Source organism: Xanthomonas sp. NCPPB 3570 (assembly GCF_056725115.1).
Map to the genome: position 1 here is coordinate 3,903,979 of NZ_CM161513.1, position 12,769 is coordinate 3,916,747.

The window sequence follows — 12,769 nt, forward strand, 5'->3', positions numbered from 1 at the left end:
GCGCTCCCGCCTTCGTCGTTGCCGAAGTCTGCCTGAAGCATTTGCGCATTGTCCGGCCGCCTCGGCACGCCGATGCTCGACGTCATGGACACGCTCGCCCCGCACCTGCTGCCGATCGCCCTGGTCTTCCTGCTGGCCGGCGGCGTCAAAGGCGTGGCCGGCATGGGCCTGCCGACGGTGGCGATGGGCCTGCTCGGGCTGTGGCTGACGCCGACCGAGGCGGCGGCGCTGCTGGCATTGCCATCGCTGCTGACCAACCTGCAACAGGCCTGGGGCGCAGGCACGGGCGCGCTACTGCGGCGGCTGTGGCCGCTGCTGGCCTGCATCGTCGCCGGCACCTGGTGCAGCGCCGGCATCCTCGCCGGCGCCGACCCGCGGCTGGCGCGCGCCGGCCTGGGCGCATTGCTGGCGCTGTACGCCGCGATCGGCCTAAGCAAGTGGCAAGGGCGCCTGTCGCCCTCGCAGGCGCGCTGGGCGGGGCCGCCCGTGGGCCTGGCGACCGGATTGCTGACCGGCGCGACCGGCGTGTTCGTGTTGCCGGTGCTGCCCTACCTGGTGGCGCTGGAGCTGCCGCGGGACACGCTGATGCGCGCCCTGGGCAGTTGCTTCGCCGCGGCGACACTTGCGCTGGCCGCGGCCCTGGTCGCGCACGGCGCCTTCCCCTCGCACGCACTGGGTCCATCGCTGCTGGCGCTGCTGCCCACCGCCATCGGCATGTGGCTGGGCGCACGGCTGCGCCAGCGCATCTCCGCCAACACGTTCCGCCGCGTGTTCTTCCTGACCTTGCTGGGATTGGGCGTGCACCAGGTGTGGCAGGCGCTGGGCTGAAGACGTGGTTGCGCCGCTGTATCGCGCAGCGGTAGGAGCGGCTTCAGCCGCGATGGGGCCTTCTCGGGAATGCTGGGTCGCGGCTGAAGCCGCTCCTACGACGCCACACGGCAAGGACGCGGCGGACCCAACGCCGCGTCCGCGGTGCGTACCGATCCAGGAGATGGACTGCCGGCCCACGCAACTCGCCAGTTCCTCCTCACGCATCGACGCAGCGGACCGATCGACCAGCGCAGGGCGATGACGCATGTCGGCTACCTGCAAAACCCGACCTGCAACAAAAAACGCGCCACCGCTGGGCGATGGCGCGTTCGTGTTCGGACGAAGGCGGCGTGCGGGCTCAGTCGGCCCAGCGCCCCGGGCCGGTGGACTGCGGCAGCACCTGCACCGATAGCGGGCGGTCCTTCTCCAGCAGGTTGACCGCATCGCTCAGGATCGAGGCCGACTCGCGCAGCAGCGGGTCCGGACGCTTGTCGACCAGCTTCTCGCGCGCGGCGTCCTTGACGATGTCGCGCTCGTTGCCGGTCAGGCCGTCGTCGCTGCTGTCGTCGGCCAGCGGATCCAGCGGCAGGCCGAGCTGCTTGCGGATCTCCTGGCGCTGCTTGCGCTGCGCGTCCTGCTTCTCGCGCTCGGCGCGGCGCTCGGCCTCGTTGAGCACCACGTACTTCTTCGCCGCTTCGTCGCGGAACTGGCGCACGTCCTCTTCCCACCACTGGAATTCCTTGTCGTTGGCGATGCGCGTGGTGTGCAGCGCCTCCAGCTTGGGCAGCAGCGGCGCGAAATTGCCGTACTGGGTGTGCGGCACCGCGGCGATGCGGCTCCACGGCAGCGCGTTGTCGTAGGTGCTCTCGCCGAACTCGGTGGCATCGACGCTGGCCGGGAAGGCGATGTCCGGCACCACGCCCTTGTGCTGGGTGCTGCTGCCGCTGACGCGGAAGAACTGGGCGATGGTCAGCTTGACCTGGCCGAAGCGGTCGGTCTCGTTGGCCGGCCAGCGGTCCAGGTCGACGATGTTCTGCACCGTGCCCTTGCCGAAGCTGGTCTCGCCGATGATCAGGCCGCGGCCGTAATCCTGGATGGCACCGGCGAAGATCTCCGACGCCGAGGCCGAGCCACGGTTGATCAGCACCGCCAGCGGGCCGTCCCAGGCCACGGCCGGGTTCTGGTCGCTGTTGACGGTGACGCGGCCGCCGGATTCGCGCACCTGCACCACCGGGCCCTGCTCGATGAACAGGCCGGTCAACTCGATCGCTTCGTCCAGCGAACCGCCGCCGTTGTTGCGCAGGTCCAGCACCACGCCGTCGACCTTGTCGGTCTTGAACCCGGCCAGCAGCTTGGCCACGTCGCGGGTCGCCGAGGCATAGTCCTTGGCGTTGCGGCGGCGGCCTTCGAAGTCCTGGTAGAACGCCGGCAGCTTGATCACGCCGATGCGCCGCGCCGGTTCACCGTCCTTCGCCGGCAGCTCGATGGTCTCGCCCTTGGCGGCCTGCTCGGCCAGGCGCACCTTCTGCCGGGTCAGCAGCACCTGGCGATGCTTGCCGTCCACGCCGGCTTCGGCGGGGATGTACTCCAGACGCACCTGGGTGTCCTTGTCGCCGCGGATCTTGGCGACCACGTCGTCGATGCGCCAGCCGATCACGTCCTCGACCGGACCGCTCTTGCCCTGGCCGACGCCGACGATGCGGTCGCCCGGCTTGAGCGTGCCGTCCAGCGCGGCGGGACCGCCCGGAATCACCTCGCGGATCACCACCAGGTCGTCCTGCTTCTGCAGCTGCGCGCCGATGCCTTCCAGCGACAGCGACATCTGCTGGTTGAAGTTCTCGGCGGTGCGCGGGGTGAAGTAGTCGGTGTGCGGGTCGACCGTGTTGGTGTAGGCGTTCATGAAGAACTGGAACACGTCCTCGCTCTTCAGTTCCTTCACCGAGTCGTCGAGGTTGGCGTAGCGCTTATCGAGCGTCTTGCGGATGTCCTCCGGCTTCTTGCCGGCGAGCTTGAGCCGCAGCCAGTCGTTCATCACCGACTTGCGCCACAGCGCATCCAGTTCCTGGTCGTCCTTGGCCCACGGCGCGTTCTTGCGGTCGTACTCGAACTTCTCGTCGCCGTCGAAGTTGAAGTCCTGCTTGAGCAGCTTGCGCGCGTAGGCGATGCGCTCGTCCACACGTTGCCGGTACACGGCGAAGATCTGGAACGCCGGTTCCAACTGGCCCGAGGAAATGTTGGCGCCGAGGTTGTTCTGGAAGGCGGCGAACTTGTCGATGTCGGCCTGGGTGAAGAACTGCTTGCTGCCGTCCAGGGTCTCCAGATACTTCTTGAAGACCTCCTTGGAGGTCGCCTCGTCGAGGGCGCGCGGCCGGTAGGCGTAGCGGCTGTCGGAGAGCAGGCCGTACACCAGCTTGGCGGTGGTGGCCTGGTCGGCGGTGGCAGCGGCCGGCAGGGCGGGCGCATCGGTACGGGCGAACAGCGCCAGCGGTGCGGTCAGCGCAAACGCCAGCAGGAAGGCGGAAGCTTTGAATTTCATCTGGGGACTCTCGGCACCAGGCCGTCAGGGGGGCAGCACATCGCGTGAGACAACACGACAGTGACGCAAGTTGCAGGCCGTGTCACCTGTTCATGAAGCAGACTAGCGGCGCGCCTGCGCAGAAGTGTGAACGCTGCCGGTGCGAGCCGCGCGGACGGTCGTCCTGCGGCGACGAACGCGCGTCGACGCCGCGCACAGGCGCGATCGACGACGCGGCTCAGGAAGACGCGATTCAGGCGGCGACGCCGGCGCCGGCCGCCTGGCGATCGGCGTGATAGGACGAACGCACCATCGGCCCGGAGGCGACGTGGCTGAAGCCCAGCGCGTTACCGTACTCCTCCAGCGCCTTGTATTCGTCCGGCGTCCAGTAGCGCATCACCGGGTGGTGATGGGCAGTCGGCTGCAGGTACTGGCCGATGGTGACCATGTCCACATCGTGCGCGCGCAGGTCGCGCAGGGTCGCCTGCACCTGCTCCAGGGTCTCGCCCAGGCCGAGCATGATGCCGGACTTGGTGGCGATCGCCGGATGCTGCGCCTTGAACTTCTTCAGCAGGGTCAGCGACCACTGGTAGTCGGCGCCGGGGCGCACGTTCGGGTACAGGTCCGGCACGGTCTCGATGTTGTGGTTGAACACGTCCGGCGGATTGGTCGCCAGGATTTCCAGCGCGCGGTCCATGCGGCCCTTGCCGCGGAAGTCCGGGGTCAGGATCTCGATGCGGGTGTTCGGCGCGGCGACGCGGATGGCGCCGATGCAGTCGGCGAAGTGCTGGGCGCCGCCGTCGCGCAGGTCGTCGCGGTCGACGCTGGTCACCACCACGTACTTCAGGCCCATGTCGGCCACGGTCTGCGCCAGGCTGGCCGGCTCGCCCGCATCCGGCGGCTTGGGCCGGCCGTGCGCGACATCGCAGAACGAGCAGCGCCGGGTGCAGACCTCGCCGAGGATCATGAAGGTGGCGGTGCCGTGGCCGAAGCACTCGTGGATGTTCGGGCAGCTGGCCTCTTCGCAGACGGTGACCAGGCGGTTCTCGCGCAGCTTGGCCTTGAGGGTCTGCACCGCATTGCCGGAGGGGATGCGCACGCGGATCCACGAGGGTTTGCGCAGCACCGGCGCGTCGGCGAACTGCACCGGCGAGCGCGCGATCTTGTCGCCGCCCAACTGCTTGACGCCGGTCTGCAGCGGCGCGGGCGCGCTGTCGCCGGAAAGGACCTGCAAGGGAATGGAGCGTGCGCTGGGCTGGGTCATGGCGTGGTCGGCGGGCAGGCGGTCAGGCCGCGTGCGTGAGCGAAAGATCGGGCAAGGCGTCGAGCGACTGCAGGGTCAGCCCGAACTGGCGCGCCAGTTGGGCCAGCAGGACCGGGGTGACCGCCTGCATGCCGGAGGGACCGCCCAAGTCTAGCACCGCGGTCACCTGCAGGCCCTGGTAGCCGCAGGGATTGATCCGGTGGAACGGCTCCAGGTCCATCGCCACGTTGAACGACAGGCCGTGGAACGTGCAGCCGCGGCGCACGCGGATGCCGAGCGCGGCGACCTTGGCGCCGCCGACATAGACGCCCGGCGCGCCTTCGCGGCGCTCGCCGAGGATGTTCCATTCGTCGAGGGTGTCGATAATCGCCTGCTCGATCCGGCACACGTAGTCGCGCACGCCGATGTGCAGCCGGCGCAGGTCCAGCAGCGGGTACACCACCAACTGGCCGGGGCCGTGGTAGGTGACCTGGCCGCCGCGATCGACCTGCAGCACCGGGATGTCGCCAGGCGCCAGCACGTGTTCCGGCTTGCCGGCCTGGCCGAGGGTGAACACCGGCTCGTGTTCGACCACCCACAGTTCGTCGGAGGTCGCCTCGTCGCGCGCATCGGTGAAGCGCTGCATCGCCCGCCACACCGGCTCGTAGGGCTGGCGGCCGAGCTGGCGCACCCGGCACGGCGGCAGCGCGAGCGCCGGCGCCACTGGCGCGTCCCCGGCTACAGCGTCCACTTCACTTCCGGGTGCTCGCGCAGCGCCTGGTGCGCGGCGTCGTACTGGGCGCGGTCCACCGCACGGAAGGCGATGCGCACCGACACATACTTGCCATTGGACGAATGCTTCCAGCTGATGCGCTCCTCCATCACCTCCACGCCGGCGGCGACCAGCAGGCGCGGCAGTTCGGCCTCCAGGCCGGTGTTGGCGGTGCCCATGGCGCTGAGTTCGAACACGCCGGGGAACTGGAAACCGTGATCGGGGTTGTCGGAAGTGATGTCCATGCCCGCATTATCGTGCCGGCGCCGGGCAAACCCAAGGCCGCGCAGGGGTGGACGGCAACGGCCCGGGCCTGCCAGCGGCATGCCAGGCACGGATGGGGAGCGGCCACGCTGCCTCGGCATGCGCCTACCTGCGCGGGTCATTGCGCACCATCGCCTTCACACGACAAGAGGGCGAATGGGACAGACAAACCCAAACGGACGAATTTGTCCGCTACGGCACTTTTGCCTATCCTTCACTGCACGGGCTGCGTTCATGGTCCGGGATGTCGCCGGCATCGACTGCCTGCAGGCGGACATCGCCGCTCACGCCTTTTCCGACCAGAGACGCCGCCCATGCCGTCACCCCGCCCGCTTGTTCCGCTGGCCATCGCCCTGGCCTTCGCCTCGGCCCCGGTCGCCGCCACCACGCAATGTCCACACGACACCCTGGAAGCGACCGCGCCGACCATCAACGTCCGCGTCGACAACGACCTGTTCGGTGGCGCCGGCCAGGACCAGGGCTATACTAATGGGTTCGGCCTGATCATCGTCTCGCCGAACCTGCGCGACTACACCGACGACCCCTGCCTGCCGCGGCTGGCGCGGGCGGCGAACCGCGCCCTGACCTGGCTGCAGCCGAACAGCGATTTCACCCAGCGCAACATGACCTTCGCGATCGGCCAGGCGTTGTTCACCCCCACCGACAAGACCCGCCGCGACCTGATCGAGGACGACCGTCCCTACGCCGGCCTGTTGCTGATGAACATCGGCTACAACGCGCGCAACGACGAGCGCCTGCGCACCACGCAACTCACCCTGGGCCTGGTCGGCCCGTCGGCGCAGGGCAAGCAGGTGCAGGATGCGGTGCACGACCTGCTGGGCGACGCCAAGTTCCAGGGCTGGGACAACCAGTTGCACGACGAGCCGGTGTTCCGCGTGCTGCACGAACGCCTACGCCGCTGGTCCGGCGACGGCAGCCGCGACGACTGGGGCTGGGACGCGATCAGCCACTGGGGCGGCGCGCTCGGCACGCTGGATACCCACGCCAATGCAGGCATGGAACTGCGCCTGGGCTGGAAGCTGCCCGACGATTTCGGGAGTTCGCCGCTGCGCCCCGCCGGCGAGAACGTCGCCCCGCCGGCCGACAGCGTCGGCAGCGGCTGGTCGGCGCACCTGTTCGTGACCACCGATGGACGCTGGGTACTGCGCGACATCACCCTGGACGGCAACACCTTCCGCGACAGCCACAGCGTGAAGAAGCGCCCCTTCGTCGGCGACGCCGGCATCGGCCTGGCGGTGATGCGCGGCAAATGGAAGTTCGCCCTCGCCCGCTACTGGCGCACCCGCGAGTTCGACCTGCAGCGGCAGACGCCGGTGTTCGGGAGTTTTACGGTCAGCAGGCGGCTTTAGCCGCCGGGATTTGGGATTTGGGATTTGGGAGTCGGGATTCGAAGGTATTCGCGAGCGCGCGGTGCCGTAGGAGCGGCTTCAGCCGCGACGCTTTATCGGTAAGGCGTCGCGGCTGAAGCCGCTCCTACGAAGAGCGAGAGGCAGCACGCACGCGCTGTCGCCACCAATCCCGAATCCCCACTGCCGAATCCCCAAGAAAAAAGCCGGCGTCAGCCGGCTTTTTTCAAACACTCATTCCGATTCCCACCACATCCAGAAGCTGTCCCACAGGCGCTTGAAGAAGCCGGCCTCGTCGACCGCCTTCAGCGCCACCAGCGGGGCCTGCGCCACCACCTTGCCGTCCAGGCTCACCTTGACCGTGCCGATCTGCTGGCCCTGCTTGATCGGGGCCTCCAGGGTCTTGGGCACTTCGATCGCCGGCTTCAATTCGTTGTAGCGGCCGCGCGGCACGCTGACCAGCAGCGGCTGCGCCACGCCCAGCAGCACCTGCTTCTCGGTGCCCTTCCACACGCGCTGCTGCGCGACCTGCTTGCCCGGCTCGTACAGGCTGTGCGTCTCGAAGAAGCGGAAGCCCCAGTTCAGCAGTGCCAGGCTGTCCTCGGCACGCTGCTTCTCGGAACTGTCACCCATCACCACCGCGATCAGGCGCTGGTCGCCGCGCTTGGCCGAGCTGAGCAGGCAGTAGCCGGCTTCGGAGGTGTGGCCGGTCTTGATGCCGTCCACGCTCGGGTCGCGCCACAGCAGCAGGTTGCGGTTCGGCTGGGTGATGTCGCCGACGCGGAATTCCTTGATCTTGTTGTACGCGTAGGTTTCCGGATAGTCGCGCACCATCGCCCGGCCCAGCAGCGCCAGATCGTAGGCGGTGGTGTAGTGGCCGTCGGCCGACAGGCCATGGGCGTTGACGAAGTGCGAGCCGGTCATGCCGATCTTCTTCGCATACTCGTTCATCAGCGAGGCGAAGGCTTCCTCGCTGCCGGCGGTATGTTCGGCCAGCGCGATCGCCGCGTCGTTGCCGGACTGGATCGCCATGCCCTTTTCCATGTCTTCCAGGCGCGCGGTCTTGTTGACCGGGAAGCCGCTGTAGCTGCCGTCGGTGCCGGCGCCGCCCTCGCGCCAGGCGCGCTCGCTGAGCATGACCTGGTCGTCGCGGGTGATCTTGCCCAGCTTCAGTTCGGCCGCGATCACGTACGAGGTCATCACCTTGGTGATGCTGGCCGGAGCCACGCGTTCGTGCTCGTTTTCGCCAGCCAGCACCTGGCCGGTGGCGTAATCCATCAGCACCCAGGACTTGGACACGGCCGGCTTGGGCGCGGGCGGGATCGCCACGGTGGCCGGAGCGGCGGCAGCGGCGGCCGGCGGCGCGGGAACCGGACCGGGCGTCTGCGCGGAAACCAGGCCGACGGCGAACGTGGCCACGGCAGCGACGGCGAAGCGGAATTTCATCTAAAACGACTCCTGGCGGGCCCGAAGGCCGATGGAAAACGCGACATTGTAGGCCGAGCCGGCGCCCGGGCAGGCGCGGCCGGGATACGCGCGCAAACCGGCGTTAAGCCATCGGCGCGCCGAAAGCCCGCCGCGGTGGGCGAGCTACCTCAATCCTTGACGATCTGCGGCCGGCCGAAGCCGAGGCCGGCGATGCGCGTGGCCAGTTCCGCGGCGCGGCCATGGTCCTCGGCCGCCACCCGCAGCCGCCACAGGGTGCGGCCGCCGGAGACGATGTCGCTGATGCTAGCGCCGACGATGCCGGCCGAGGCCAACTGCGACAGCGCGCGGTTGGCGTTCTCGCGACTGGCGAAGCTGGCCACCTGCAGCAGGATGCCGAGCGGACCGCGCGCGCTGTCGGCGTCGGACCGCGGCTCGGCGCTGGCGACCGCTCTAGAAGGAGTCGCCGGCGTCAACGTGGTCACGGCGACACTCGGCGCAGGGGCGGCCGTGGGCGTGGCGGCTGCAGTGCCGCGGGATCCGCGCGCCGGGGTGCTCGCCGCGGCCACGCTGGGCGCCGGCGTGGTCGGCTTGCCGGTGGCCACGCGCACGCCACGCGACTTCATCCACGCGTCGAAGCGGTCCGCATCGCCGACCCGGCCCGGCGCGTCCTGGACACGATAGCGCCAACGCTCGCCTTCCGGCAGCGCCGCGGCCGTGGCGGTCGCCGCGGCGGCGGTAGGCGCGGCCACCGCAGCCACCGGCACGGCGCGCGCCGGCGCGGTCGTGGCGGCGGCCACCGTGCCGACGGCCGTTCCGGCCGACGTCGCCGGCAGGGCCTTGACCAGATTGTCCATGTCCGCCGCGCGCCGCACCGCCGCGGGATCGCGCGTGGCGGCCGCAGTGGACGCGCTGGCCAGCAGCGTCGCCGGGCGCCGGCCGGGAGTGCGCCGTGCCAGCAGGTCGCCGTTGTCGGCCGGGGTCAGGCCGCGCACTTCCACGCGGCCGGTGCCCTTGCCGGTGATGCCGAGCTTGACTGCCGCCGCGTAGCTCAGGTCGATCAGCCGGTCGTCGTGGAACGGGCCGCGATCGTTGATCCGCACCACCACCGATTCGCCGTTGTCCAGGTTGGTGACCAGGGCGAAGCTGGGCAGCGGCAGGGTCTTGTGCGCGGCGGTGAACGCGTACATGTCGTAGACCTCGCGGTTGGAGGTCAGCCGGCCGTGGAACTTGCTGCCGTAGTACGAGGCGGTGCCGCGCTCGACGTAGCTGTGCGGATCGTCGATGACCACGTACTCGCGGCCCAGCACCATGTAAGGGGAGCGGTTGCCGATCGCCGAGCGCGGTTCGTCGGTGACCAGCGGCTCGGGAATGCAGGCGACGTTGGGCACGTAGTCCGGGGTGCTGTCGCGCACGCCGGGCGCGTACAGACCGCCGGCGGTGTAGTTGCCGCGTTTGGACGGGTCTTCCTTGGCCGGCGCGTAGGGCGAGGTCGAGGGGCAGCCGGTGGCGACATGCGCCGGGCCCTTGCCCTCGACCCGGATGCCGGGTCCGGCGCCGCCGGCGGTCTTCTTCGGGGCGCTGCTGCAGGCGGCCAGCGCCAGCACAGCGACGACGGGAGCGATCCGGAGCAGCGCGTTCGGGTTCATGCCGGTGGTAACTCCTTGCCGGCGATGGCCTGGGACAGTTGATAGACGGCCATCGCGTACATCTTGGAATTGTTGTAGCGGGTGATCGCGTAGTAGTTCTGGAAGCCCAGCCAGTACTGCTTGCCGGCGCTGCCGTCGAGGCTGATCGGCGTGGCGGTGCCCGCCGTCGCCGGCACCGGCGCGGTCGGCGTGTAGCCGCGCGCGGCCAGGTCGGCCAGGGTGTAGGTCGGCGTCCAGTCGGTCGGATTGAATTCCTCCGCCCCCGGACGCAGCGTCGCCGGCACCGCGACCAGTCCGTCGCGCACCCAGCCGCCCTTCTTCACGAAGTAATTGGCGATCGACGAGAACGCGTCGTCGTAGTCGGTGAACAGGTTGCGCTTGCCGTCGCCATCGCCGTCGACCGCGAACTGGCGGTAGCTGGAGGGCATGAACTGGCCCAGGCCCATCGCGCCGGCATAGCTGCCGATCAGGCCGGTGATGTCCAGGTTCTCCTCGCGGGCCAGCGCGAACAACTGGCCGAGCTCATCGCGGAAGAACAGCTCGCGGCGCACCTCGCGCTCGAGCTTGGCCGGGTCGCCGCTGCGCGGGTAGCGGAACGCCAGGGTGTATAGCGCGTCCAGCACGCGGTAGGAGCCGGCGTTCTTGCCGTAGCTGGTCTCCACGCCAATGATCGCCACGATGGTCTCGGCCGGCACGCCGGTGCGCGCCTGCACCCGCTGCAATTCGTCGCGGTGCGTGGCCAGGAACGCGCGACCGCCGTCGATGCGCGCCTGGCTGATGAACATCGGCCGGTATTCGCTCCACGGCTTGACCCGCTCGGCCGGGCGCGACATCGCCGCGACGATCGCATCCTTGAACTGCGCCTGCGCCAGGGTCGCCTCGATCTGCGCCGGATCGATGCCGTACTTGGCCGCGGTGTCGCGCACGAAGTTGGCGCGGGCGACCTCGAACGGCACCGGGGTCAGGTCCACCGGCGGCGCCTGCACCGCCTCGGGTGCGGCTTCGACCGGCGGTGCCGGGCGTGGGGCCGGCGGCGGCGCGCTGGCCTGCGGCGGCGACGGCGGCGCCTTGGGCTGGGTCGCGCATGCGACCAGGCCAAGCGTGAGCAGGCAAATCAGCGAGCGTCGGATCATGCCGGCAGACTAACAGATTCAAGATGAATTTCTACCAATAACGCCATGAAACAAAAGAACTTTGCCTCAGGTCAAGTGCGCCTGCAGCATGACCTGCCGGCGTGCACCGGGGCGCACGCCCCGGCCCCGACGTGGCGACGGCACAAAAAAGCCGCCGGGGTTGCCCCCGACGGCCTAGCCTGACGCATGGCGCCCACTCAGAACGGCGCGTCGATGTCGACCACGTCGATCAGCTTGTGATTGACGAATTCCTTGATTCCCAGCCCGATCAGTTCGCGCCCGTAGCCGGAGCGGCGCACGCCGCCGAACGGCAAGTCTGCCTTGACCATGGTCGGGTGGTTGACGAACACCATGCCGGTGGAGATGCGCCTGGCCACCGCCACGCCGCGCGCCTCGTCGCCAGTGAACACCGAACCGCCGAGGCCGAACGGCGAATCGTTGGCGATACGCACCGCGTCGTCCTCGTCCCTGGCGCGAAACAGCATCGACACCGGGCCGAAGAATTCCTGGTGGTAGGCCGGGTTGTCCGGGGCGACGTCGGTAAGGAGGGTCGGCTGCACGAACGCGCCATGCACCGGCACCGGCGGCCCGACCTCGGTCGCGGTGGCGCCATGCCTGACCGCCTCGGCGATCTGCCGCTTCAGCTCGTCGGCGGCGCCTTGCGAAGACAGCGGCGCCAGGGTGGTGGCCGGATCCATCGGATCGCCGGCACGCAACGCCGCCACGCCGGCGCGGTAGCGCTGCAGGAATTCCTCGTACACCTCCTGCACCACGATCATGCGCTTGGACGACACGCAGACCTGCCCGCCGTTCCAGTGGCGGCCGAACACCGCCCACTTCACCGTCTTCTCCAGCGGCGCATCGTCCAGCACCACGAAGGCGTCGGCACCGCCCAGTTCCATGGTCGACTTCTTCAGTGCCTTGGCCGCCTGGGCCGCGACGATGGCGCCGGCGCCTTCCGACCCGGTGAGCGCCACGCCGTGCACGCGCGGATCGTTGAGGATGGTCTCCACCTGGCCGCGGGTCGCGTAGAGATTGGCGAAGGCCCCGGCGGGCAACCCGGCTTCGGCCATCAGCGCCTCGAACTTGGCCGCGCACTGCGGCACATTGGAGGCGTGCTTGAGCAGCACGGTGTTGCCGGCCGACAGTTGCGGGGCGATGATCCGCGCGATCTGGTAGTACGGGAAATTCCACGGCTCGATCGCCAGCAACACGCCCAGCGGCTCGTGCACCACCATCGCCCTGCCCTCGGCCGGATCGGCCACCGGCAGATGCTCCGGCGCCAGCAAGCGCTCGGCATTGACCGCGTAGTACTCGAAGATGTCCGCCGACAGCCGCACCTCGGCTTCGGCCTCGCCGATCAGCTTGCCCATCTCCAGCGTCAGCAGGCGCGCGTAGTCGCGGGTGTTGGCGCGCAGCAGCCGCGCTGCGGCATGCATCACCCTGGCGCGCTCGGCGAACGAGGTCTGCTTCCATTGCTGGAACGCGGCGTCGGCGGCATCGATCGCGGCCAGCACCTGCGCATCGGTGGCCTCGGGGAAGGTGGCGAGCAATTCGCCGGTATAGGGATTGCGGGTCGCATAGGTCATGG

The 12,769-nt window shown here is 69.3% G+C and carries 10 protein-coding genes; 2 read left to right on the plus strand and 8 right to left on the minus strand.

Annotation, left to right across the window (positions count from 1 at the left end):
- The first annotated feature begins 84 nt into the window (after window positions 1-84).
- Complete coding sequence (locus AC1PLR_RS16830) at window positions 85-828, plus strand: sulfite exporter TauE/SafE family protein (RefSeq protein ID WP_481103623.1); 744 nt, start codon at window positions 85-87, stop codon at window positions 826-828.
- Window positions 829-1,168: 340 nt separating this feature from the next.
- Here AC1PLR_RS16830 and AC1PLR_RS16835 read toward each other — a convergent pair whose 3' ends face one another.
- From AC1PLR_RS16835 to AC1PLR_RS16850, 4 genes are all read right to left on the minus strand, one after another.
- Window positions 1,169-3,346: a carboxy terminal-processing peptidase gene (locus AC1PLR_RS16835; RefSeq protein WP_371183429.1), complete on the minus strand. Its 2,178-nt coding sequence runs from the start codon at window positions 3,344-3,346 to the stop codon at window positions 1,169-1,171.
- A gap of 232 nt (window positions 3,347-3,578) precedes the next feature.
- Window positions 3,579-4,589 (minus strand): lipoyl synthase, encoded by a 1,011-nt coding sequence (gene lipA, locus AC1PLR_RS16840; RefSeq protein ID WP_267082856.1) that lies wholly within the window; start codon window positions 4,587-4,589, stop codon window positions 3,579-3,581.
- Window positions 4,590-4,611: 22 nt separating this feature from the next.
- The gene (gene lipB, locus AC1PLR_RS16845) at window positions 4,612-5,319 is read right to left on the minus strand and encodes a lipoyl(octanoyl) transferase LipB (RefSeq protein WP_481101718.1); all 708 of its coding nucleotides are present in this window, start codon (window positions 5,317-5,319) and stop codon (window positions 4,612-4,614) included.
- Window positions 5,307-5,585, minus strand: coding sequence for a YbeD family protein (locus AC1PLR_RS16850; protein WP_160945443.1), 279 nt, complete (start codon window positions 5,583-5,585; stop codon window positions 5,307-5,309). Before AC1PLR_RS16850 ends, lipB begins: the two co-directional genes overlap by 13 nt.
- A 333-nt stretch (window positions 5,586-5,918) precedes the next feature.
- Between AC1PLR_RS16850 and AC1PLR_RS16855 the strand changes: the two genes are divergently transcribed.
- Window positions 5,919-6,974, plus strand: a complete 1,056-nt coding sequence (locus tag AC1PLR_RS16855) for a lipid A deacylase LpxR family protein (protein WP_481101719.1) — start codon at window positions 5,919-5,921, stop codon at window positions 6,972-6,974.
- Window positions 6,975-7,205: 231 nt separating this feature from the next.
- Here AC1PLR_RS16855 and AC1PLR_RS16860 read toward each other — a convergent pair whose 3' ends face one another.
- The 4 genes from AC1PLR_RS16860 to AC1PLR_RS16875 all read right to left on the minus strand — a co-directional run bounded on the left by AC1PLR_RS16860 (window position 7,206) and on the right by AC1PLR_RS16875 (window position 12,767).
- Complete coding sequence (locus AC1PLR_RS16860; protein WP_010343114.1) at window positions 7,206-8,417, minus strand: D-alanyl-D-alanine carboxypeptidase family protein; 1,212 nt, start codon at window positions 8,415-8,417, stop codon at window positions 7,206-7,208.
- Between the two features lie 149 nt (window positions 8,418-8,566).
- Window positions 8,567-10,045, minus strand: a complete 1,479-nt coding sequence (locus AC1PLR_RS16865; RefSeq protein ID WP_481101720.1) for a septal ring lytic transglycosylase RlpA family protein — start codon at window positions 10,043-10,045, stop codon at window positions 8,567-8,569.
- On the minus strand, window positions 10,042-11,178 hold the full coding sequence (mltB, locus tag AC1PLR_RS16870) for a lytic murein transglycosylase B (RefSeq protein WP_481101721.1): 1,137 nt from the start codon (window positions 11,176-11,178) through the stop codon (window positions 10,042-10,044). The genes AC1PLR_RS16865 and mltB overlap by 4 nt, the downstream gene beginning before the upstream one ends.
- Before the next feature lie 197 nt (window positions 11,179-11,375).
- Window positions 11,376-12,767, minus strand: coding sequence for an NAD-dependent succinate-semialdehyde dehydrogenase (locus AC1PLR_RS16875; protein ID WP_481101722.1), 1,392 nt, complete (start codon window positions 12,765-12,767; stop codon window positions 11,376-11,378).
- Window positions 12,768-12,769 lie beyond the last annotated feature (2 nt).

What these genes read in the sequence shown, in the direction of transcription:
- mltB (WP_481101721.1), bottom strand. Translation starts at nt 11,178, where the DNA reads ATGATCCGACGCTCGCTGATTTGCCTGCTCACGCTTGGCCTGGTCGCA.
- lipA (WP_267082856.1), bottom strand. Translation starts at nt 4,589, where the DNA reads ATGACCCAGCCCAGCGCACGCTCCATTCCCTTGCAGGTCCTTTCCGGC.
- AC1PLR_RS16875 (WP_481101722.1), bottom strand. Translation starts at nt 12,767, where the DNA reads ATGACCTATGCGACCCGCAATCCCTATACCGGCGAATTGCTCGCCACC.
- AC1PLR_RS16850 (WP_160945443.1), bottom strand. Translation starts at nt 5,585, where the DNA reads ATGGACATCACTTCCGACAACCCCGATCACGGTTTCCAGTTCCCCGGC.
- AC1PLR_RS16830 (WP_481103623.1), top strand. Translation starts at nt 85, where the DNA reads ATGGACACGCTCGCCCCGCACCTGCTGCCGATCGCCCTGGTCTTCCTG.
- AC1PLR_RS16835 (WP_371183429.1), bottom strand. Translation starts at nt 3,346, where the DNA reads ATGAAATTCAAAGCTTCCGCCTTCCTGCTGGCGTTTGCGCTGACCGCA.
- AC1PLR_RS16855 (WP_481101719.1), top strand. Translation starts at nt 5,919, where the DNA reads ATGCCGTCACCCCGCCCGCTTGTTCCGCTGGCCATCGCCCTGGCCTTC.
- AC1PLR_RS16865 (WP_481101720.1), bottom strand. Translation starts at nt 10,045, where the DNA reads ATGAACCCGAACGCGCTGCTCCGGATCGCTCCCGTCGTCGCTGTGCTG.
- AC1PLR_RS16860 (WP_010343114.1), bottom strand. Translation starts at nt 8,417, where the DNA reads ATGAAATTCCGCTTCGCCGTCGCTGCCGTGGCCACGTTCGCCGTCGGC.